This is a genomic window from Dryocola clanedunensis subsp. sulfonylureivorans, assembly GCF_016756775.1.
GTDB lineage: Bacteria > Pseudomonadota > Gammaproteobacteria > Enterobacterales > Enterobacteriaceae > Dryocola > Dryocola clanedunensis.
Genome location: NZ_JAERMU010000009.1, coordinates 194,323 through 214,711, shown reverse-complemented (window position 1 = coordinate 214,711; position 20,389 = coordinate 194,323). Strand labels below are relative to the sequence as shown.

Annotated in this window: 19 protein-coding genes and 2 pseudogenes; 9 read left to right on the top strand and 12 right to left on the bottom strand. The window is 44.9% G+C overall.

Going from position 1 to position 20,389, the window contains the following annotated elements:
- Positions 1-224: 224 nt before the first annotated feature.
- Together pbpG and HYQ67_RS11850 are read right to left on the bottom strand one after the other, a co-directional pair.
- Entirely contained in the window at positions 225-1,169 is a 945-nt protein-coding gene (gene pbpG, locus HYQ67_RS11855; protein ID WP_202303888.1) for a D-alanyl-D-alanine endopeptidase, read from the bottom strand.
- A 149-nt stretch (positions 1,170-1,318) separates the two neighbouring features.
- Complete coding sequence (locus tag HYQ67_RS11850) at positions 1,319-1,906, bottom strand: Yip1 family protein (RefSeq protein WP_202303887.1); 588 nt, start codon at positions 1,904-1,906, stop codon at positions 1,319-1,321.
- A gap of 167 nt (positions 1,907-2,073) precedes the next feature.
- Between HYQ67_RS11850 and HYQ67_RS11845 the strand changes: the two genes are divergently transcribed.
- On the top strand, positions 2,074-2,643 hold the full coding sequence (locus HYQ67_RS11845) for a DedA family protein (protein WP_202303886.1): 570 nt from the start codon (positions 2,074-2,076) through the stop codon (positions 2,641-2,643).
- Here the strand turns inward: HYQ67_RS11845 and HYQ67_RS11840 are convergent.
- Both HYQ67_RS11840 and mdtQ read right to left on the bottom strand, forming a co-directional pair.
- A complete protein-coding gene (locus HYQ67_RS11840) occupies positions 2,640-3,413 on the bottom strand; it encodes an SDR family oxidoreductase (RefSeq protein WP_202303885.1) in 774 nt (257 codons plus the stop codon). The two genes, HYQ67_RS11845 and HYQ67_RS11840, sit on opposite strands and share 4 nt — an antisense overlap.
- Positions 3,414-3,482: 69 nt before the next feature.
- The gene (gene mdtQ / locus HYQ67_RS11835) at positions 3,483-4,916 is read right to left on the bottom strand and encodes a multidrug resistance outer membrane protein MdtQ (protein ID WP_202303884.1); all 1,434 of its coding nucleotides are present in this window, start codon (positions 4,914-4,916) and stop codon (positions 3,483-3,485) included.
- A 306-nt stretch (positions 4,917-5,222) separates the two neighbouring features.
- Here mdtQ and HYQ67_RS11830 point away from each other — a divergent pair, with 306 nt between their 5' ends.
- The 3 genes from HYQ67_RS11830 to HYQ67_RS11825 all read left to right on the top strand — a co-directional run bounded on the left by HYQ67_RS11830 (position 5,223) and on the right by HYQ67_RS11825 (position 7,161).
- Complete coding sequence (locus HYQ67_RS11830; RefSeq protein WP_202303883.1) at positions 5,223-5,960, top strand: class I SAM-dependent methyltransferase; 738 nt, start codon at positions 5,223-5,225, stop codon at positions 5,958-5,960.
- Positions 5,961-6,073: 113 nt separating this feature from the next.
- The gene (yohP, locus tag HYQ67_RS24500) at positions 6,074-6,157 is read left to right on the top strand and encodes a small membrane protein YohP (RefSeq protein ID WP_124023456.1); all 84 of its coding nucleotides are present in this window, start codon (positions 6,074-6,076) and stop codon (positions 6,155-6,157) included.
- Between the two features lie 107 nt (positions 6,158-6,264).
- The gene (locus HYQ67_RS11825) at positions 6,265-7,161 is read left to right on the top strand and encodes a LysR family transcriptional regulator (protein WP_202303882.1); all 897 of its coding nucleotides are present in this window, start codon (positions 6,265-6,267) and stop codon (positions 7,159-7,161) included.
- A 99-nt stretch (positions 7,162-7,260) separates the two neighbouring features.
- Here HYQ67_RS11825 and dusC (HYQ67_RS11820) read toward each other — a convergent pair.
- Positions 7,261-7,914 (bottom strand): annotated as a pseudogene (dusC, locus tag HYQ67_RS11820) (tRNA dihydrouridine(16) synthase DusC); the annotation flags it as partial.
- A gap of 118 nt (positions 7,915-8,032) precedes the next feature.
- On the opposite strand from dusC (HYQ67_RS11820), the gene HYQ67_RS11815 reads away from it, so the two are divergent.
- From HYQ67_RS11815 to HYQ67_RS11800, 4 genes are all read left to right on the top strand, one after another.
- Positions 8,033-10,261 (top strand): retron Eco8 family effector endonuclease, encoded by a 2,229-nt coding sequence (locus HYQ67_RS11815; RefSeq protein ID WP_202303881.1) that lies wholly within the window; start codon positions 8,033-8,035, stop codon positions 10,259-10,261.
- Positions 10,262-10,420: 159 nt separating this feature from the next.
- Complete coding sequence (locus tag HYQ67_RS11810) at positions 10,421-11,569, top strand: reverse transcriptase family protein (protein ID WP_202303880.1); 1,149 nt, start codon at positions 10,421-10,423, stop codon at positions 11,567-11,569.
- 49 nt (positions 11,570-11,618) lie between these two features.
- Positions 11,619-13,280 carry a recombinase family protein gene (locus HYQ67_RS11805; RefSeq protein ID WP_154913438.1) on the top strand — a complete coding sequence of 554 codons (1,662 nt, stop codon included), beginning with the start codon at positions 11,619-11,621 and terminating at the stop codon, positions 13,278-13,280.
- Between the two features lie 57 nt (positions 13,281-13,337).
- A complete protein-coding gene (locus HYQ67_RS11800; RefSeq protein ID WP_202303879.1) occupies positions 13,338-13,979 on the top strand; it encodes a recombinase family protein in 642 nt (213 codons plus the stop codon).
- 445 nt (positions 13,980-14,424) lie between these two features.
- Here HYQ67_RS11800 and HYQ67_RS11795 read toward each other — a convergent pair whose 3' ends face one another.
- Both HYQ67_RS11795 and HYQ67_RS11790 read right to left on the bottom strand, forming a co-directional pair.
- Entirely contained in the window at positions 14,425-14,799 is a 375-nt protein-coding gene (locus HYQ67_RS11795; protein ID WP_202303878.1) for a hypothetical protein, read from the bottom strand.
- The gene (locus HYQ67_RS11790) at positions 14,796-15,161 is read right to left on the bottom strand and encodes a hypothetical protein (protein ID WP_202303877.1); all 366 of its coding nucleotides are present in this window, start codon (positions 15,159-15,161) and stop codon (positions 14,796-14,798) included. Before HYQ67_RS11790 ends, HYQ67_RS11795 begins: the two co-directional genes overlap by 4 nt.
- 549 nt (positions 15,162-15,710) lie before the next feature.
- Between HYQ67_RS11790 and HYQ67_RS11785 the strand changes: the two genes are divergently transcribed.
- A complete protein-coding gene (locus tag HYQ67_RS11785; protein ID WP_202303876.1) occupies positions 15,711-16,010 on the top strand; it encodes a helix-turn-helix domain-containing protein in 300 nt (99 codons plus the stop codon).
- 67 nt (positions 16,011-16,077) lie between these two features.
- Here HYQ67_RS11785 and HYQ67_RS11780 read toward each other — a convergent pair whose 3' ends face one another.
- The 5 genes and pseudogenes from HYQ67_RS11780 to rhlE all read right to left on the bottom strand — a co-directional run bounded on the left by HYQ67_RS11780 (position 16,078) and on the right by rhlE (position 20,294).
- A complete protein-coding gene (locus tag HYQ67_RS11780; protein WP_202303875.1) occupies positions 16,078-16,362 on the bottom strand; it encodes a hypothetical protein in 285 nt (94 codons plus the stop codon).
- 49 nt (positions 16,363-16,411) lie between these two features.
- On the bottom strand, positions 16,412-17,350 hold the full coding sequence (gene dusC / locus HYQ67_RS11775; RefSeq protein ID WP_001264848.1) for a tRNA dihydrouridine(16) synthase DusC: 939 nt from the start codon (positions 17,348-17,350) through the stop codon (positions 16,412-16,414).
- A gap of 49 nt (positions 17,351-17,399) precedes the next feature.
- Positions 17,400-18,260, bottom strand: coding sequence for a hypothetical protein (locus tag HYQ67_RS11770; protein WP_256660923.1), 861 nt, complete (start codon positions 18,258-18,260; stop codon positions 17,400-17,402).
- Between the two features lie 131 nt (positions 18,261-18,391).
- Positions 18,392-18,682: pseudogene (locus HYQ67_RS11765) on the bottom strand (tRNA-dihydrouridine synthase); the annotation flags it as partial.
- 241 nt (positions 18,683-18,923) lie between these two features.
- Positions 18,924-20,294 carry an ATP-dependent RNA helicase RhlE gene (rhlE, locus tag HYQ67_RS11760; RefSeq protein ID WP_202303874.1) on the bottom strand — a complete coding sequence of 457 codons (1,371 nt, stop codon included), beginning with the start codon at positions 20,292-20,294 and terminating at the stop codon, positions 18,924-18,926.
- Positions 20,295-20,389: the final 95 nt, after the last annotated feature.

Sequence of the window (20,389 nt, the reverse complement as noted above, 5' to 3'; positions counted from 1 at the left end):
GGCGGCGCTGGGTGCAGTAATGCGCAAGCTGGTGCACATGTGCTTCGGGGTGCTTAAAACACGCCTGCCATGGGATGAAAATTATGCAGCTACCGCTTGACGTTCAAGACGGTAGCTACCAGAACGGCGATGCTATGCGGAATTGTCGGATGACGCTTCGCTTACCCGACCTACGTTAACTGCCATGTTGTAGGGTGGAAAAGCAAAGCATCAGCCATCAAGATTTAGTCTGCCTGCGAATCATCCACCACTGAATTACTCGCCATCTGCGCTGCTTTCTGCTTTTTGTAGGCCAGCGCGGAAGAAGGTACCGGGGTTATCTTGCCCGTTTCCATCCAGTTGCGCAGGCGATTGGCATCTGCAAAATGGGTATATTTCCCGAACGCATCCAGCACCACCAGCGACACCGGACGGTTGTTAATCATCGTGCGCATCACCAGGCAATGACCGGCGTTGTTGGTAAAGCCCGTTTTCGTCAGCTGAATGTTCCAGTTTTTGCGATACACCAGATGGTTGGTATTACGGAACGGCAGCGTGTACGGCGGGTTGCTGAAGGTCGCCATATCTTCTTTCGTGGTGCTGAGCTGACCCAGCAGCGGATACTGTTTGGTTGCCATCAGCATTTTGCTGAGATCCCGCGCCGTGGACACGTTATCGATAGACAGGCCCGTTGGCTCCACATAGCGAGTATGCGTCATGCCCAGAGATTTCGCTTTCGCATTCATCGCACGGATAAACGCGTCATAGCCGCCAGGATAATGATGCGCGAGGCTTGCCGCCGCACGGTTTTCTGACGACATCAGCGCCAGCAGCATCATATTTTCACGGCTGATTTTGCTGTTCAGGCGCACGCGGGAATAGACGCCCTTCATTTCCGGCGTATGGCTGATATCGACACTCAGCATCTCATCCATCGGTAGATGAGCATCCAGCACGACCATAGCCGTCATTAATTTGGTGATCGAAGCAATCGGACGGACAAGGTCAGGATGGCTGGAATATAAAACTTTGTTGCTCTGCAGATCGACAATCATGGCGCTACCGGAGGCAATCTCTTGCCCGGCGCTGGACGCCTGACTCACGGTTTTGCTCGCATAAGCCTGCGGTGCCAGAGGCACGGTTATCATCAGCGCAAGGCTGAACAACGAGAGACGGATTTTAGTCGGCATGGTAACGCTTCTGTGATTATTCAGTTATGTGATGTTGCCACTGCTCTTGTTCACGTGGTGAATGAAATGAACGGGGCGCCAGCATCATACTCTGGCGCCCCGGAAAACCGCTACAGGAGAATCGTAATCATTTATAAGACGGTTAAGACTCAGAAGAGTCTATACCCATAACCCCAGAGAATCACCGCCAGGGCCAGCAGCACTTCCAGCACCAGTACGCCAATGGCCAGCGTCGAGCCAGAGAAGCTCATCCCCTCATCTTTGTCGATACCCAGGAAGTCAGGCACGCCGACGTAAAGCAGGTAGCCCGTGTAGATAAGGGCCACCGCCCCCACCAGCACGCATAACCAGACCAGCGGGTAGAGTGCCACAATGCCGCTTAAGAACAGCGGTGTTGCCACATACCCCGCAAAGACCATACAGCGCGCAAGCGAGGGACGCCGCGGATAGTTCCTCGCCATCCACCAGATGACGCGGCCCATCACGGCCACGCCTGCCAGCATCAGCGCGTAGAACAGTACGCCGAGATAAAAACCGGTGAACATTGAGAGTTGAACAAAGGTGCCATCACCGAAATTCCAGCCGATTTGCGTGGTGCCGATAAAAGCGCAAATCACCGGGATGGCCGCCATAATCAAAACGTGGTGGGTGTAATGATGCGAGACGGTTTCGTTCTCGCGCTTAATTTCCTGCATTTCACGATTGGGATGGGAAAGCAGTCCCCAGACATGGTTCATAAGGCCTCCTGTCATGTAAATCCGCGGTGTGAGCAGTGCCTTAATTATAATCGACAGCGGCGGATTGTTTTTTAATCAATTAAAAATATCTGCCCCGTTGAGACGCGAGTCAGGCTCAGGGTTGTATGCTTAAAGGGTTTTAGAAAAAAGGAAACTGACTGAGCCTGATGGATATCAACAGCTTAATTGAGCATTATGGTTACGCCGCGCTGGTTGTGGGCAGCATGGCGGAAGGGGAAACAATAACATTACTCGGCGGTGTGGTGGCCCATCAGGGTCTGCTGAAATTCCCGCTGGTCGTGATTTCTGTCGCCCTCGGCGGCATGATTGGCGATCAGCTGCTCTATCTGGTGGGACGGCGCTTTGGCGGAACTCTACTGGCCCGCTTTAAAAAGCATCAGAAGAAAATCACCAAAGCGCAAAAGCTCATCAACCGCCACCCTTACCTGTTTGTGATTGGCTCCCGCTTTATGTACGGCTTTCGAATAATCGGGCCGATCTTAATTGGGGCCAGCCGCCTGCCGCCGAAAATCTTCCTGCCGCTGAATATCGTTGGCGCGCTGATCTGGGCGATCTTGTTCACCTCTCTGGGCTATGTCGGCGGCGAAGTGATTGCGCCGTGGCTGCATACGCTTAACCAGCACGTGAAACACTGGATTTGGCTGGTTATCGTGGTTGCACTTGTGTGGCTTGCACGCTACTGGTTCAAGCGCCGCGAAAGCAAAGAGGCCGATTAGCCTTTCGGTTTGAAATGGGGGTTGGCGAACATAAATCCCCCGTCGACGATAAACGACTGTCCGGTGGTGTAGCTGGCATGTTCAGAGCACAGCCAGGCGACCAGGCTTGCCACTTCCTGAGTCTCGCCAAAACGACCAAGGGGCACGGACGGCAGTTCCCCCTGCTTCCCGTCACCTTCTTTCATATCGTTCATCGGCGTGGCAATAGCACCGGGCGCCACGGCATTGACCAGAATGTTGTGGTGCACCAGCTCCATGGCCATTGATTTTGTCAGCCCGCCCAGAGCGTGTTTTGCTGCGGTATAGGCGCTGGCTTCCGGCAGAGGGGTGTGTTCATGAACGGAGGTGATATTGATAATTCGCCCGCCGCTGCCCTGTTGGACCATCGCCCGGGCGGCTTTTTGCGAACATAAGAACGCGCCGTCTACATCAACGGTAAACAGCTTGCGCCACTCTTCAAGCGTGACGTCCAGGAACGGACTTTTGCTCATCGCCCCTGCGTTGTTGACCAGCGCATCGATACGCCCGAAGCGGGTAATAAGCTCGTCGATGCCTTTTGCTCCATCGGGAAGATTGCTGAGATCCAGCTGGACGGTTTCGGCCCGCCGCCCCAGACCCCGTACCTCGCGGGCGGTTTCCTGCGCGCCCTGCTCGTCAGAATGCCAGGTAATCCCTACGTCGTAACCCTGTTCAGCCAGCATCAGCGCGCATTTTTTGCCGATCCCAGAATCCGACGCCGTTACGATGACAACTTTGTTTGCCGTGCCCATCACCAACTCCTGCATGCCTTACACGAAAAGTAAGTATAGGAGGTGGCGGATGTTTCGCCGATCCTGCTATTACGCCTTGTAGCCGCCGCCCAGCGCGCTGATGAGCTGCACGTCCGCATTCAGCCACTGACCGTGAAGCTGAATAGCTTTGGCCTGCTCGGACAGGTCTGGCAGGGTCGCCGCGCTAAGGCGGGCACCAGAAATCAGCCCGGCCTTGTAGCGTGCGCTGGCCAGCGTTTTAAGTTTTTGGGTTCCTTTCAGAACAGCCTGCTGATGCTGATTTTCCGCCGCCAGCGCCGTCATCTGGCTGGCTGCTTTCTCAACGTCATCTACCGCGCTGACCACCGCTTTGTTATAGCTGGCAATGGAGAGGTTGCTCTGGGCGCGCACGATATCGAGGTTAGCATTCAGGCGACCGCTATCGAAGATTGGCAGCGTCAACCCGCCTACGACGCCCATTTGTTGCGCAGAGCCCCGGAAGAGGTCGCTTAAGTGCAGGGCGTCGTTTTGCAGGAAGGCCGTCAGGTTAACGTCCGGGTAGAACGCAGCTTTAGCCGCATCCACGCTGCTTAAAGAAGATTCGATATACCAGTGTGCTTCCTGCAAATCAGGACGGCGGGCCAGCAGCTCATAACCCAGCGTGGTCGGCAGCTGCTCTTTCACATCCGGCAGCGGCTTACGCGCAAGCACCGGCACCGGCTGGTCGCCAACAATGGCTTTCAGCTGCGCATTAACAATGCTCATGCGCCCGCTTAAATCATCCAGCTGCTGCTGGGTTTTCGCGAAATCGATGTGCGTTTCCACCCCTTCCACCGAAGAGTTAATTCCCTGCTGGTATAGCTGAGTGTCAACGTTGACGATGTTCTGCTCGGCCTTCAGGGTTTGCTGTAGAACGTCCTGCAAGGCCAGCAGCGTTTGCATATCCCAGTACAGACGGACGACGCTCGCCGAAATAACCTGCTGGGCCTGTGCCAGTTCAGCCTGTTTGGCTTTCATTGCACCTACTCTGGATTCGACTTCCGCGCGGTTTTTCCCCCACAAATCCAAATCCCAGCCCGCGGTCAGGCCAAAAGTCCCGTTGGTATAATAAGGCCCGGTGGTGCCCGAAGCCGGATCGGTGTAGGCAAACGGCCCCATCAACCCTTCAGCAGACATTTTCTGACGCTCAACATCCGCCGAGAAATCCATCTGCGGCCCGCCATTGGATTCCGCCATTTTTGCCTGAGCCTGAGCAAGCCTGATGCGCTGCTGGACGATAGCCAGATCCGGCGAGCCTTTCAGCGCCTGGCTGACCAGCTGGTCGAGCTGCGGGTCGTGATAGTTTCGCCACCAGCCCGATCCCGGCCAGCCGTGAGCCAGCGCAGGAGGTAAAGCCGTCTCGATCTGTTGTGCCGGAACTTTTTGTGCCAGTTCAGCATCGTCTTTGTGCATGAGCGCGCAGCCAGAAAGAGCAAACGACAGCGCTACGCCGAGCGCCGCCAGTGGGAAACGTGAGGAAGTCATAGTCAGCCAGAAATAAGAAAGGAAGGTCATAGAGTACGCAAATCGACACAGTATTTTTTAGGAAACCGTGGCAATCCACACCCAGAAAAGAAGAAAAATAGATAGAAATAATTTATTTTTAAATTAATTGGTTACGAACCATAAAACTGATAAATAACACACTCAATGCGATAACAAATTCAATCCAATATTTAACTAATTTTTCCCATTGCATAACATCACGCCAAAACACCAACCGGCTTTCCTCTCTCCCTGCACTCCACTACACTTGCGTTGCCAATTAAGGCCATGCAGACAGGAGTGGCAATGACACAGAATATCTACGACAACCCGGCCTTTTTTGCAGGTTACGCTACGCTCGACCGCTCGATTAAAGGGCTGGACGGCGCGCCGGAATGGGCAACCATGCAAAAACTGCTGCCTGAGCTGAAAGGTAAGAACGTGGTGGATTTGGGCTGCGGCTACGGCTGGTTTTGTCGCTATGCGCGCGACCAGGGCGCCGCAGAAGTGCTGGGGCTTGATGTCTCGGTAAAAATGCTCGAGAAAGCGCAGGAGATGACTTCAGGCAACGGGATTGTCTACCGCCGCGAAGATCTTGAACAGCTGCAGCTGCCCGCGGCCAGCGTCGATCTGTTTTACAGTTCGCTGGCGCTGCACTATCTGGAAAACATCCCGACGCTTTTCAGCACCATCTTTGATGCGCTGGTGCCGGGCGGCAGGCTGGTCTTTTCCGCCGAGCACCCGATTTACACCGCCGCGCTGCATCAGGGCTGGCTGGCGGACCAGACCGGGCAAAAATCCTGGCCGGTGAACCATTACCAGCAGGAGGGCGAGCGCATCAGCAACTGGTTTGCCGACGGCGTGAAGAAGCAGCACCGCAAACTTGCCACCTGGATTAACGCGCTTATCGCCAGCGGCTTCGTCATCGAAAAGCTGGACGAATGGGGTCCGGACGCTGAGCAAATCGCCGCTAATCCCGCGCTGGATGAAGAAAAAGAGCGCCCGATGATCTTTCTGCTTTCCGCCCGCAAGCCCGCCGTCTGACTGCCAGCCCAACTTTTTTTCAACTTTTTCCGTTCACGGGGAGGCAACTCCCCCCGCTCGGTGCATCCTTGCCTATACTCAATAAACACAAGCCGTTAGATAAGGGAGCACCAATGAAAATTCTGCTATGGGCAATTCTAATCATCTTTATTATTGGCTTACTGGTCGTCACCGGCGTATTCAAAATGATTTTCTAAAGCGTGAACGGGGTGCCGAAGGCTGGCACCCAACATCCTGTCGCACTATCCGGCCTTGTCCCCTCTCCCTTCAGGCAGTATTATCACTCCAATTGATTGGAGAAATAATGACTATCAAAGAGAATGATTTTCGTAAAATAGACCTCAATCTGCTGATTGCGTTTGCGGTGCTGTTTCGCGAACAAAGCGTTTCGCTTGCGGCAGACAAGCTGCACCTGGGGCAACCTGCGGTGAGCGGATCTCTGGCGCGGTTGCGTGAAATGTTCGACGACCCGCTGTTTATTCGTAGCGGTCACCGGATGCAGCCCACCGCCCGCGCAACAGAATTACACACCGAACTGATGCCGCTGCTTGAGCAGCTGCAAAGCGCGCTGTTCCAGCAGGCCGAATTTAATCCTGTCAGCGCGAAGGTGACCGTCACCATCGGCATGACCGACTGGGTGGAAATGTGGCTGATGCCGCGCCTGGTGCCGGCCCTGCGCGAAGCAGCACCCGGCGTTCACCTGAACGTGGTAGCCAGCGATCCCTTTACCGATGCGCAGCGCCTTGAGGGCGGCGATCTAGATATGGCGATAAGCGTTGCCAACCTGTCTGCCCGCTGGATGGAGCGCGAAATCCTGACGCAGATGGAGTTTGCTACGCTGTGGCATCCTTTACAGCTATCCCTGGCAGGTCCCCTGACGGCTGAAACCTGGACGGAACAGGAGCATATCGCCACCAGCAGCCATATCGATACGCTGCTGGCGAAGCAGGGCCAGAAAAGAGAGGTTTGCTATACCACGCCGCACTTCGCCGCCCTGCCGGGCCTGCTGATGCAGATGCCCGCACTGGCAACAGTGCCGCAGGGGTTAAGCGAGAGCTGGCAGCAGACATGGGGCCTGAAATCCAGCCCGGTACCGCTGCCGGTCGCGCCGTTGGAAGTGGCATTGTTATGGCATCAGCGCCACAACAGCGACGCGGCGCTGATGTGGGTTCGGGGGTTTATAAAGCGTTTGGTGGGGTAATCTTGCCGGATGGAATGTCGGTTGGAATGTCGGATTAAATGTCGGATGACGCTGCGCTTATCCGACCTACGGGGCGGGTACAGCGCCATCCACCAAAAATTAAAGTTTTCCAATCACCCGTGCGATATCCGCCGAATGCTTCAGCGTGCGGATTTCAGCAAATAAGCCCGTCGCTTCCGCGTACTCTTTGCGTAAATACCCCAGCCACTGCTTGATGCGCGCAACGTGATACAGCCCTGTGTCACCCTGCTTCTCCAGCCTGCTGTATTTTTGCAGCAGCCTGATGACCTCCGGCCACGGCATTCTCGGCTCATGGTACTTGATCACCCGGCTGAGGTTCGGCACGTTCAGCGCGCCACGGCCAATCATCACCGAGTCGCAGCCCGTTGCTGCCAGACAATCCTGCGCGCTTTGCCAGTCCCAGATTTCGCCGTTGGCGATGACCGGAATTGTCAGGCGCTGGCGAATTTCGCCGATTGCCGCCCAGTTGATCAGCTCCGCTTTGTAGCCGTCCTCTTTCGTCCGCCCGTGAACCACCAGTTCCGTAGCCCCCGCCTGCTCTACCGCATCGGCAATTTCAAACTGGCGCGCGCCGCTGTCCCAGCCAAGTCGAATTTTCACCGTGACCGGCAGTTCAGCAGGCACGGCTTCACGCATGGCTTTTGCGCCACGGTAAATCAGCTCAGGGTCTTTTAAAAGCGTCGCGCCACCGCCGCTGCCGTTGACCAGCTTCGACGGGCAGGCAAAGTTTATAAAGAGTAAACATTATTGATGTGTATAAACTCATGCAATCTACTAACATACTAAAACACTTATCGAAAACTTTTAAAAAGGATATAATCCCTTACAACAAATAAAAAAGGATGAACACATGGGTATTAAATCAATAAAAATAAAAAATTTACTTTCATATGAAGAAATTCACATCTCTGATATTAAAGATATAAACTGCATAATTGGAAGAAATAACACAGGAAAATCTAACCTGTTAAAATTGATAAGATTCTTTTATACAAAATTAGAACGACGAGATGCACTTCCACCTAAATTGAATAACAATTACAGCTCCTATGGTGAAATATCAATTGAATATGACATAACCAGAATATCTAAAATAGTGAGAGGACACAAAAACAACAATAATAAATTCTTTAAACAAATTGCAAGCACTCTTTTAAAACAAGCATACTATGAAAGATTGTCATTTTTTCTAACCGAATCAAAAAATGATAAAACCTTCACTTTAAGTCTAAAAATAAATAATGATGAATCAGTGCAATGGTCGACAAAGGACACTAAAACCTTAAATATAATAAATCATCTATTCCCTTATTTCGACATTGAAACTCGTCATGTTGACTTATATGACTGGGATAAATTGTGGGTATTAATTAGCAAACTAAAATCATTTAACACAGAGAAAATATCTAATGAAGAGATAGTTGCTTTTTTTGATAGCAAAATAGGTGAGAATAGCAAGTCGTACTCTGATTACATTAATAAAATAAAAGAAATCACTAAAACATCTAAGTACGGATATAAAGAGAAAGTTCTAAACTATGTTAAAGTAGGATTAGATGGTCAAACATTTCAGATCGATGGTAAAAAACTAGAAATTCAATCAGATGGAACAAATTCTTTCAAATACATTGAAATATTTCTATCCCTGTTAATATCCCTTACAAGAAGAGACTATATAACACCAATAGTATTCATTGATGAACCTGAAATAGGGTTGCATCCAAAAAAAAGTGAGCAACTAATAGAAAACCTCTATGAAATATATATGTCATTTAAAAAAAGCAAAGAAGGAATAGAGCAAAACAAATATGCAACACCATATCCAAACATTTTCATGTCTACACATTCGCCTAATATATTAAAATCTGTTGTTAAAGAATTCGGCATAAACCAGCAGGTATTACATTTTTCTATGTTAAATGAAAATACTAATATAAGGAAAATGAATTCAACATATGATGACCATCGCTTTTTAAATATATTCAATGATAATGAAGCAAGACTGTTTTTTAGTGAATTTATATTCTTCGTTGAAGGTGTAACCGAGCAAGAACTTTTCTCAAATAAATTGCTTACTAATAAATTTCAGCATTTAAAAAACATTGATATATATGCCACGAGCGATGTTGCATTAAAATATATAAATCCTTCCTATTCAAACACTGCAATTCCATATATCGTCTTATATGACGCCGATCATTTATTTTCATTTGATAATCAAAATAAAAAATTCACATTAAAGACTGGCAAATTAAGCATTGCTCAAGTTAGAAACAAATACAAGTATTCATATATAGGCTCTAGCAACTTTCAAGCAAAAAGAAACATAGATATGTTCCTTAAAGGATTAAATAACACAACTATTCAGACGGACAGCAATAATATCAATATAACCAACATTGATTGGCATGGATTAATTAATCGCATTAATAAGTTCATACTTTCAAAAGAAAACTACTGGATCACATCCACAACAATTGAAGGCTGTTTAATTAATGAAAAGAGCTTAATTTTATTTAAAAAATGGATGCTAAGTGAAGTTTTGGGAAATTTAAATCCAAAAAACATTGGAAATATAGATGAAATAATAAACTCAGCTCAGCTTAGCCCATACTTGAATGATACGCAGCTTTTACAAACCTGTGAATCAGTCTTAAGCAACAATCCTGCCATTCAAACACTTAGTGATCAAAATAGATTATTCATAAGAAAATTGAAAAGTGACTTAGTTAAATTACTTAGTAGACGATTAAATACAGTTTTCCCTGACGACAAAATTCAATCCATTGTACTCAGGCTATTATTCTGTGGAAAGACTGAAACACTAACAGCCACTTTTAATAAAAATTTCAAAAAAATTGTACCCGTTCATTTTGCGACCGAAATATCAAATTTTAGAAATGACTTTACAATGTTGGGCTATTTAACAGAAAAGACTAGTGGATGGGTTACCAAGTTTGTTGATTTTTCAATCAACGAAATTGAGAAAAACTCAGCAGACATTAAAGGATTTCACGACGAGTTTAGGTTGATTTTCTCAGAACTAAGTAGTATTTTAGATAGACTTCGGTTCCGATAGATAAATGGGCCATAGAAGTTTATGGCGAACGCTTGACGTTCCTATGATCAGATTTGATCTGATCAGCCTATTATTTACTAGCCGGTCTCACTAGTCTTAATTAGACTTTGTAAGCCACTGAAGTGAAAGTCTGTTCATTGTATCGGAACCGAAGTAATCATGAATAAGATCACAAGAAAAATCCTCATAGAAAAAATCCTTTTACTAAAGAAAGATGAAATTGATGAATTTTATCAAACTGCAATACCTGATTCCCATGTTGTTGAAAAAAAATATAAAAATAAGTTCATGTATTCACTGAACTACAGTAGCACATTTAGAAAAATACAATCAAATATAAACACTGTATTAAATCCATTATTAGATTTAAATAATTCCGCGATAGCATATAGGACAGGATTCTCATATTTTGATTTTCTAGAACCTCATGCTAAAAACTATCATTTTCTTAGAATGGATATTAGCTCGTTCTTTCATTCCTTGAACGTGGATGACGTTAAAGAAACAATTAGCCAATATATTGATGATGAAGTTGTAAATACAAAACACAATCAAAAATTAATAGACGTAATTATAAAATGCATTACCTATACAATCCCTACTAAGTTTGAAAATAAAAATTTTCACGACAAAGCAATTCTTCCAATGGGCTTCAGCACATCCCCTATAATATCTAATATTTCATTCAGAAAAATAGATATTTTAATACAAAAACTATGCGTGAAACTTAATATTACTTACACAAGATATGCCGATGACATGCTTTTCTCCTCCCCAAGAAACAAAAAAATAATCCATTCAGAGTTCTTTCTTAAAGAAATAAAAATATTAGTATCTTTATTAGGATTGAAAATAAACAACAAGAAGACGATAATAAAATCTCATACAATTTCCTTGAATGGATATATTATACAAAACCAGATCAGACTTACTGGTTTTGCAGGCCTTTTCTCTCCTCTTTCTCCATCAGAAATAAGACTATCGAATAAAAAAACAGTCATAATTGACAAACTTTTACACCATATTCTTGTTAAGAAAAATAGTAATGAAGAAATCCTCAAAAAGCTATTTAAACAAGATGTGAGAAAAATGATGCGTTATGGCAACAGAGAAAAATATGTCAAAGCTTATTCTCTAGACCAAATACTAAACAAACTGACTGGATATCGTTCATTTTTATTATCAATAATCTCTCATAACACAAAATTTAAATCAACTTCCGATGAAACCATAGAAAAATATAAAATACAAATTAATAAAATTGAAAAATGCATTAACATCCTCGATAAGAAAAAAATCCACACCTGAGTATGTACTCTTCCTTAGAAAATAGTTAGAATTTTTTAGGGAGGAGATTATGCTTTGTTATTCATATGTTAGATTCAGTACACCAGACCAAGCTAAAGGTGATAGTTATCGTCGCCAAATGGAGTTTGCCAGTAACTATTGTAAGCTCCATAATCTAACTCTAGTTGAAGATCTCAGCTTCAAGGATCTCGGCGTAAGTGCATATAAGGGAAACAATCTTAAAAATGGAGCTCTAGGTAAATTTTTAGAACTTGTAGTAAGTGGACAAATCCCTAGCGGTAGCACATTAGTTATCGAGAGTTTTGACAGATTATCACGACAAACAGCTATAAAAGCTCAAGCTGTTTTTTTTGAAATTATCAGTGCTGGTATTACTATTGTCACAGCGATGGATAACCGTTCTTATAATCTTCAATCTGTAGCAGATAATCCATTTGATCTTATGTATAGCCTAATGATCATGATTAGAGCTAATGAAGAAAGTGAAACAAAGAGTAAACGAGTTAAAGAAGCAATAAAATCCAAAATAGATAATAAAAAAATAATTCCTAGCAAGCTTCCCTACTGGATTAAACACAATAAAAATGAAGATGTCTTAGAGTTAATTCCAGAAAGAGCACAAATCATTTCATATATAATTGAGAGATATCTATCTGGATTTGGCATCAATAAATTAACACGCCATCTTAATGAAACAATACCACCATTTGCAGGAAAATCTTGGTATCCACTTTACCTGCAAAAACTCCTTCGTTCCGAATCTCTTTATGGAGAACGCCAATACAATATGAATGATACTCTCTATATTATGGATAATTACTATCCCGCTATTATAGATAAATCCAAATTTGCTGTAATTCAAGAAAATTTAGATTCACGTGCACCGACCCGTGGAGGAAAAATACCCTCAGCGATAACGGGTATTCGTAAAGCTTATTGTGGATATTGTCAAGGCGTTTTAGTTTCACAATCGACTAAACGTAATGGTAAAATCGTCGATGGATTGAGACGAGCCCGTTGTGGCACAAACAATAATGCCGGTAGTTGTATCACCAGTTCATTCAGAATATCTATTGTTGAAAGTGCAATCGCAGAATATTGTAGTCAGCATTTTGACTTATCATTACTTGTTCCTGAATCTAATAACTCAAAGTTAGATTTAGCAAAGTACCGACTTGAGTTAAAACAATTAGATACAAAAATAGCTAATTACGTTAAATTCATATCTGATGGAAATATTAGTCCTGCAATTATTTCTGCTCTTGATGAAGCTGAAAAAAACAAAAAAAATTTACAGCAAAAGATAAAAAAATCAGAACTCAACACCCTTACAAATAGTAACAATGAAATTACAGCCAAATGGAAAAAAATAAAAACAAACTTAAGTGTGTATGACGAAGAAAACACACTTAAATTACGCGAATTAATTCGCAGCTCGATTAAAAGGATTCTTGTTTTTCAATATGGCCCATGGGCCAACACTGGGCCAATAAAAACACCTTCAGGAAAAATAATACAACCATATAAAGGAAACTTTAGCATACAAATAACATTTAATAATGGGATTAGAAAAACTCTCGAACTTGGTGAGAATGTTAAAGATCAAGAAGTGGATACTATCAATAGAACAATTACTGAAAATGGAAATACTTATACTCCAGACGAATATATTTTAATGATTCAAAAGACTTTAACAAAACAAAGCACTTAGTTACTACAAAAGGTTTACCCCTCCTGTAGATAAGATATAATGTTCTCAGGAGGATTTATGACTATTTACGCCTATACCCGTGTTTCAAAAGCCGAAAATGAAACCGGCACGACAGATAATCAGATTATTAACATTGAATCACAATTAAAGATAGATAACGTATATTCTGATGTCAATATTTCTGGCTCAATGCCATTTCAAAAACGACCAGAAGCACAAAAGTTGGTATCTGTACTCAAATCAGGCGATATTGTAGTTATAGCTAAACTTGATCGTGGATTCCGTGATACCGCTGATTGCCTGAACACAGTTAAGTGGCTTCAAAAACGAAATGTCACTTTAAGAATTCTTGATATTGCGCTTGACGTATCTACCCCGATTGGTGAAATGATTTTGACCATTATGGCTTCAGTGGCAACTTTTGAACGCAAGCGGATCGCTGAACGCATCAAAGATGGTTTTGCAAATGGTCGTAAACAGGGTAAAAGTTATGGGTATAAACTGGAAGCAGTGCATCGCTCAGTAGCGATAAGGTCGTCTAAACGGCGTCAGGAAGCTTTAGAACGTTATGACATGATTCGTACAAATCTGAGTGAGTTAATCGCTCAGAACGCTACTGAGGCTCAAATGTTGGCTCATTTGGGAATGTTAGGCCAACCTGTTTCTCGCACAACATTGCGTAATGCACTTGGAAAGTAGCTAGTAGCGATACAGAATTTACTGCTCAAAATACGTTCAATTTGCTTCACGAAAACTGTGGTATCGTAAGTATAATGCCTTTACGACCACTTATATCTGACAAGAAAAATGAAGCATTTGTTATTTGCTTTAAAAATTGAGTGTTATAATGGTTCTAGAAGTTATCTATTAGTTACTACTACTAACTAAGCCTAAGAAGATAGAATGTGGCTTTGCCACTGCATCGAAGATGCATTATTATCATTAATGAATGCATTTATTATTTGCTTTAAAAAATGAGTGTTATAATGGTTCTACAGGCTTTCTATTAGTTATTATTACTAACTAAGCCTGAGAAGATAGAATGTGGCTTTGCCACTGCATCGAAGATGCATTATAGATACGATCATGTATAATTCCACAGATCGTATCTTTACTGATAGTAGGTTTAATGAAATAGGATAATTTACTTACAATTACTCACTGTTCCACTAGCAATAACTTCCTGACTGTCCATTATTGATATCTGCCCTTTGCCAGTACGACTATCGAACCAGACTGTAGTGCTACCAGTATTATCTTCTTCATGGTAGGTATGCTGTGTTCCTTTTTGTGAATGCTCGCCAAACAATTCCAACTTGGTACGAGTTATTTTACCTGTTTTTTCATTAGTCACGATAGCGAAACAAGTTGGTGCGTTATTAGCTTTTTGTATTTCATGCGGTGAAGAAAATCGATCACGCATTTGATTACCGAAGTTAGTGAGTTCTTCCATATTCACAGAATATGCAGAAGCACCAAACGAGAACGCTAATAAAGAAGCTAGAACTAATCTTTTCATTTGCAACTCCCTGTTAAGTAAGATAAGACCTCATTGGTCTTGTTTTCTGTCATTATCATTGTTGCTGATAGTGTTCGACGATCTACTTCAAGTTTAATTTTATATCCTTGGTCATCTGATTCGTAGATGAAGTATTTCTCATCATCAGACAGTTTACGGCTTTTAAACTTATGCGTGTCAGTTACACCTGTACCGGATTGTTTATAAGAACATTCAAAATCTGGAATTGGCTCCTTATTACAACCGGTAAGCATTACAACGGAAAAAATTACTGCCAGAGGTAAAATTGAAGTTTTTAACATTTTTGACCTAAATAATGTTTTGCTAATTAGAATTGAGTTTTGAGGCTTCGTCGATCTCACGTTCGTCATCCTCGCTTCTGGACACCCGACAACGTAGATGTGGAACTGTACAATTTTTAGCCTCCTAAGTATGCTGTGTTAAGGATTTGTCTACCGAGTAACTGGTGGTAGTCGGTAGACATGGGTAACAGGTATCGGCTTTCCTTCTGCCACCATCTAACTAAGTAAGTCTTAGTTCTGGATGCATTATAAACTAAGATTTACTTAGTGTAACCATGCGTATGTTGACCACAACTGTCTTCCTTGAAAAACCAAATTAATTTTTACAATGAAAATATATGATTAAAATCAATGTGTTAATTGATTTCAGACTTGCTGAAAGAATCACTAATGTACTTAATGATATGCATATGGATTCATGCTGGATAATCGTTTTTATAGATCGGTATCTATGAATCGATCGGCCAAATCGATCATGGTTGTTTGCTGAATTGGTGATGCTTCCAATGCTGACGCAATGCTCGCACCCAGAAAAAACTAAGCAATACTTAGTAAAATTATTATTTTAAACTAAGAAAATCTTAGCCAAGAAATTTGGCTGAGGTTTATATGCTTATAAAAAGGTTGAAAGAAGCGCGTCTTAGAGCTGGGCTTTCCCAAGAAAAGCTTGGTGTACTTGCTGGTATTGATGAGGCTTCAGCCAGTGCAAGGATGAATCAATATGAGAGAGGAAAACATACTCCTGATTTTGAGATGATGTGCAAACTTGCGAAAATATTAAAAGTGCCAGAAAGTTATTTCTACACTATTGATGATAACATGGCGGAAATAATGCTAAAAATCAATCGTATGAATTATGATAGCAAAAAAGAATTAATAAAAATAATGGATGAATTATTAAAAAAATGAATACAAACGCTTTTGAAGCGTTGATATATGGAGTGTTTTATACTCCATATAAACTTAAAGAATAATACTATAAATTTTTATTAAAAAGATTCAATTCAGCTTCCCATTCAGGAGTTAACCAGTTTACATCCTCTTCTTCACAATTTTCAACCAGTTCATAACCACCCTCTGGTATCCCATTAATGCTGATGCTTTCATATTCCTTCATTTTAGAGATATTATATCCAAAATCTTCTGCCTGCTCTTTTGTTAATATTGAAACTGTATAAGGTTCTCTATGAACTATAACAACATTGTTTTGTTTAATATAAATCATTTCGTATCTATCTTGAGTAATTTTATTCGAACTCATTAACTATCTCCATCAGTGTTTGTATATAATATTTGAGTTTTGTTCCTGGTTACACGCCCAGCTTATTAATTGCAAGAGAAATATCGGCTGAGTGTTTCATTGTGCGAATCGTTGTAAAGAGTTCTGTGGCCTCAACATATTCTTTACGCAAATATCCTAGCCATTGTTTGATGCGCGCAACGTGATACAAACCTGTATCTCCCTGTTTTTCAAGTTGACTATATTTTTGCAGAAGCTTCACTACATCCGGCCATGGCATACGGGTGTCGTTGTATTTAATTACGCGGCTTAAATTCGGGATATTCAACGCGCCGCGGCCGACCATCACTGCATCGCAGCCGGTGGCGTTAAGACAGGCCTGCGCACTTTGATAGTCCCAGATTTCACCGTTAGCAATCACTGGGATCGATAATCTATTGCGGATTTCGCCAATTGCCAACCAGTTAATGCATTCAGCTTTATAGCCATCTTCTTTCGTCCGCCCGTGAACAACAAGTTCAGTGGCACCGGCCTGCTGCACAGCATCGGCAATTTCAAACTGCCGCGCACCGCTGTCCCAACCGAGTCGAATTTTAACTGTTACGGGTAAGTGCGCTGGCACTGCTTCACGCATGGCTTTTGCGCCACGGTAGATCAGTTCTGGATCTTTAAGGAGAGTAGCCCCACCACCGCTGCCATTAACGAGCTTTGAAGGGCATCCGCAATTAAGGTCGACACCATGTGAACCCAGCTCAACAGCACGAACGGCATTCTCCGCAAGCCATCCTGGGTGCTGCCCTAGCAGTTGGATACGGACTAAAGTGCCGGATTCAGTGCGGCTTTGATTATGTAATTCAGGGCATAAGCGATAAAAGGATTTTTCTGGCAATAACTGGTCGACTACACGTAAAAACTCCGTAATGCAATGATCGTAGTCGTTTACTTCAGTTAAAAGCTCTCGCACTAATGAGTCGAGAACACCTTCCATCGGAGCTAGTAATACTCGCATGTATTTCCTGAAAAATTAAAAATGGACATTATTATTTTTGAAGCTGGTGCTATAATTCTTGATCAGATTTATACCTTCTAAGTACAACATAGCTAAGATCGCCGCACCATAGAATCGGTTTACCAGTTGTTGCATACAAACATTTACCAATAATTAGAGCATGACAGCCATCCAACTCGTCTAGACTGTTGACTACCTTAAACTGTTCTCTGAAAGCACTAGCTATATCTTGCTGAATACAAACACTTAAACCTGATTTAATATTACCCGCGTTTAACCAAATTTTCCCATCATTCGTTTGCCCGACATCACTAATGAATCCCCAAAAGATCCTGCGTGCTCCATCCATCCATGGCTTCACATTTGCAAATTCAACAAATAGTTCAGCACCATTCTCTGGTAAATCACTAAAATCCTGACCTTTGAAGCCAATCTTCTTTTCTAAATAACATTGACCTTTTGATTGTACTAATTTGTAGAGCAATCGTTTCAAAGTAAAATGTGCTGGATATTTTACACTGCCACCGTCGTTAGATTGTTCACCGGTAAACCTCTGTCCTACAGGTGTAGCTTCGGAGGTTTGTTCAGCCAGTTTCACGTCAATATCATAGCTTTGAGTTAAATCGAGATCTATAACCAAGCCACTATCAGTATCTGATACTGGTAATGCCTTATCATTGCTACCCTCGCCCACTGCTTCATATGAAGTACCTAATGAGCAGTTTTCCTGGTGATGGGCACAAAAATGCGGCGCATCATTTCCATAACTAGACCGTCTAAACCATGCATCTCCACTACATTCGGTACACAGTAAACTACGTCTTTTTGATTGAATTTCAGCAGTGGGCAGCGCGTAAAATGCCTCAGCTGTCCATTCCTGCTCATCAATAGTACAAAAGGCTTTATCCACCGAGATTCCCTCCACTGACTTTTTTTCATCATACCATTACGCATATAGAACATTTAGTTAGCAGTGATGATCCAGTTCAAATTATTGGATGAAGCTATTGTACTATGTTGATCCTTCATAAACTTGGTCCATCCACAGTTGAGATCTACCCCCCAGGAGCCCAGCTCCACGGCGCGGGCGGCGTTTTCAGCCAGCCATTGCGGATGCTGGCCAAGCAGCTGGACGCGCACCAGCGTGCCGGACGGCGTGCGGCTGTTATGCAGCAGCTCAGGGCAGAGCTTATGGAAGGATTTTACCGGCAAAAGCTGGTCGACCACGCGCAGAAACTCGGTGATGCACAGGTCGTAATCATTCACCTCGGTTAAGAGTTCACGGACCAGCGAGTCGAGAACCCCTTCCATCGGCGCGAGCAGTACACGCATGATATTTTCCGATAAAAAAAGAGGCGCTATGTTAGCGCCTCTTCAGACGAGTGACAAACCCGAACCGATTGAAATTCGAGAAGATCTCACCGATTAAATAACAAGGAAAATCAATTCGTTGATTTTCGGCTACTCACCACAAAGAAGGAAAAACCACGCTTTTTCCTTCTTTGTTAGCAATATAAAAGAGGCGCTATGTTAGCGCCTCTTCATGAGTTGGCAAAGCCGAACCAAAAACTTATTAGTTAGAGGCCGACGGCTTGCGCGGTGGACGACGACGGCCGTTCGCTCCGGCAGGTTTCGCCGCGCCATCGCCCTGAGGACGTGACTGGCGACGCGGTGCGCCGCTGCGGTCGGACGGTGCGCTGCTGCTACCGTTGCCACCGCGACGTTGGCCCTGGCCCTGACCACCGCGTCCGCCACCGCCACGCTGCTGCTGGCGGCCGTTCACGATAGGTTCGGCTGGAATGGACGGGTCCACTTCATAGCCAGGAATTGCCATGCGCGGCACTTCACGCTTCAGCACGCGTTCGATATCGCGCAGCAGTTTGTGTTCATCGACGCAGACCAGAGACAGAGCCTGACCCGTTGCCGCAGCGCGGCCGGTACGGCCGATACGGTGAACGTAATCTTCCGGCACGTTTGGCAGCTCGTAGTTGACTACGTGCGGCAGCTCTTCGATATCCAGGCCGCGGGCGGCGATATCAGTCGCCACCAGCACGCGAATGCCGCCGCTTTTGAAGTCGGCCAGCGCGCGGGTACGGGCGCCCTGACTCTTGTTACCGTGGATAGCGGCGGCGGTAATGCCGTCTTTACCCAGCTGTTCTGCCAGGTGGTTCGCCCCGTGTTTGGTACGGGTGAAGACCAGCACCTGCTGCCAGTTGCCTTCGCCGATCATCTGCGACAGCAGCTCTCTTTTGCGTTTTTTATCCACAAAGTGAACGTACTGGGTCACCTGCTCTGAAGCGGTGTTGCGGCGCGCCACGGACACTTCTTCAGGGTTGTGCAGCAGTTTTTCTGCCAGGCCTTTAATTTCATCGGAGAACGTTGCGGAGAACAGCAGGTTCTGGCGACGGGCAGGCAGTTTTGCCAGCACGCGGCGGATATCGTGGATGAAGCCCATGTCCAGCATGCGGTCAGCTTCGTCCAGCACCAGGATTTCGACCTGGTCGAGCTTGACGGCGTTCTGGTGTTCCAGATCCAGCAGGCGGCCAGGCGTTGCCACCAGCACGTCTACGCCGCTGCGCAGCTTCATCATCTGTGGGTTGATGCTCACGCCGCCGAAGACTACCAGCGAGCGGAGATCTAAATATTTGCTGTAATCACGGACGTTTTCACCAATCTGCGCTGCCAGCTCGCGGGTTGGGGTCAGGATCAGGGCGCGCACGGGGCGGCGGCCTTTGGCATGCGGCTGGTTGTCCACCAGGCGCTGCAGCAGCGGCAGGGTAAAGCCTGCGGTTTTGCCGGTGCCGGTCTGGGCACTGGCCATCAGGTCACGGCCTGCTAAGACTACCGGGATCGCCTGGCGCTGGATTGGGGTAGGCTCACGATAGCCCTGCTCTTCCACCGCACGCAGAATATCGGCATTCAGGCCGAGAGAATCAAAAGACATAGGTACTCCAGAATCGCCCTGACCGCGCTTCGCGGTGTAGTTTCCAGGGGTTCATATGACGCCAGTCTCCTGGCGAGTAGAGGGGCACAAACCAC

Excerpts from the sequence above, each read along its gene's own strand:
- pbpG (WP_202303888.1), bottom strand. The coding sequence starts at position 1,169 with ATGCCGACTAAAATCCGTCTCTCGTTGTTCAGCCTTGCGCTGATGATA.
- HYQ67_RS11850 (WP_202303887.1), bottom strand. The coding sequence starts at position 1,906 with ATGAACCATGTCTGGGGACTGCTTTCCCATCCCAATCGTGAAATGCAG.
- HYQ67_RS11845 (WP_202303886.1), top strand. The coding sequence starts at position 2,074 with ATGGATATCAACAGCTTAATTGAGCATTATGGTTACGCCGCGCTGGTT.
- HYQ67_RS11840 (WP_202303885.1), bottom strand. The coding sequence starts at position 3,413 with ATGGGCACGGCAAACAAAGTTGTCATCGTAACGGCGTCGGATTCTGGG.
- mdtQ (WP_202303884.1), bottom strand. The coding sequence starts at position 4,916 with ATGACTTCCTCACGTTTCCCACTGGCGGCGCTCGGCGTAGCGCTGTCG.
- HYQ67_RS11830 (WP_202303883.1), top strand. The coding sequence starts at position 5,223 with ATGACACAGAATATCTACGACAACCCGGCCTTTTTTGCAGGTTACGCT.
- yohP (WP_124023456.1), top strand. The coding sequence starts at position 6,074 with ATGAAAATTCTGCTATGGGCAATTCTAATCATCTTTATTATTGGCTTA.
- HYQ67_RS11825 (WP_202303882.1), top strand. The coding sequence starts at position 6,265 with ATGACTATCAAAGAGAATGATTTTCGTAAAATAGACCTCAATCTGCTG.
- HYQ67_RS11815 (WP_202303881.1), top strand. The coding sequence starts at position 8,033 with ATGGGTATTAAATCAATAAAAATAAAAAATTTACTTTCATATGAAGAA.
- HYQ67_RS11810 (WP_202303880.1), top strand. The coding sequence starts at position 10,421 with ATGAATAAGATCACAAGAAAAATCCTCATAGAAAAAATCCTTTTACTA.
- HYQ67_RS11805 (WP_154913438.1), top strand. The coding sequence starts at position 11,619 with ATGCTTTGTTATTCATATGTTAGATTCAGTACACCAGACCAAGCTAAA.
- HYQ67_RS11800 (WP_202303879.1), top strand. The coding sequence starts at position 13,338 with ATGACTATTTACGCCTATACCCGTGTTTCAAAAGCCGAAAATGAAACC.
- HYQ67_RS11795 (WP_202303878.1), bottom strand. The coding sequence starts at position 14,799 with ATGAAAAGATTAGTTCTAGCTTCTTTATTAGCGTTCTCGTTTGGTGCT.
- HYQ67_RS11785 (WP_202303876.1), top strand. The coding sequence starts at position 15,711 with ATGCTTATAAAAAGGTTGAAAGAAGCGCGTCTTAGAGCTGGGCTTTCC.
- HYQ67_RS11780 (WP_202303875.1), bottom strand. The coding sequence starts at position 16,362 with ATGAGTTCGAATAAAATTACTCAAGATAGATACGAAATGATTTATATT.
- dusC (WP_001264848.1), bottom strand. The coding sequence starts at position 17,350 with ATGCGAGTATTACTAGCTCCGATGGAAGGTGTTCTCGACTCATTAGTG.
- rhlE (WP_202303874.1), bottom strand. The coding sequence starts at position 20,294 with ATGTCTTTTGATTCTCTCGGCCTGAATGCCGATATTCTGCGTGCGGTG.